Source organism: Massilia genomosp. 1 (assembly GCF_011682185.1).
Classification (GTDB): domain Bacteria; phylum Pseudomonadota; class Gammaproteobacteria; order Burkholderiales; family Burkholderiaceae_D; genus Telluria_A; species Telluria_A rubra.
Genome location: NZ_WHJF01000559.1, coordinates 1 through 280, shown reverse-complemented (window position 1 = coordinate 280; position 280 = coordinate 1). Strand labels below are relative to the sequence as shown.

Below are 280 nucleotides of genomic sequence, written 5' to 3'. Positions count from 1 at the left end.
TGCCGTGCACCAGCCGCACGCCCTTGAAGTAGTGGTTCACGTTGTCGAGCATGAACCAGTCCAGATAGGTGCGCGCGCCCGGCGTCATCTCCACCATCGGCGCGCGCGACAGCTGGCGATTGAGCTTGCCCGCCGCCGCGCCCGCACCGGCGAACGGCAGCAGCAAGGCATCCTTGCTCGCTCCCAGGATGCTCGACACACGCAGCACCATCTGCAGCGCGTTCATCGACAGATCCCACTCGTCCACCCGTTCGTGATAGCGCATCTGGGTGCTCATTAA

At 64.3% G+C, this 280-nt stretch carries 1 pseudogene; it reads right to left on the bottom strand.

From position 1 onward, the window contains the following. Positions 1–265, bottom strand: a pseudogene (locus F1735_RS34890) (MutS-related protein); the annotation flags it as partial. Between the last annotated feature and the right edge of the window lie 15 nt (positions 266–280).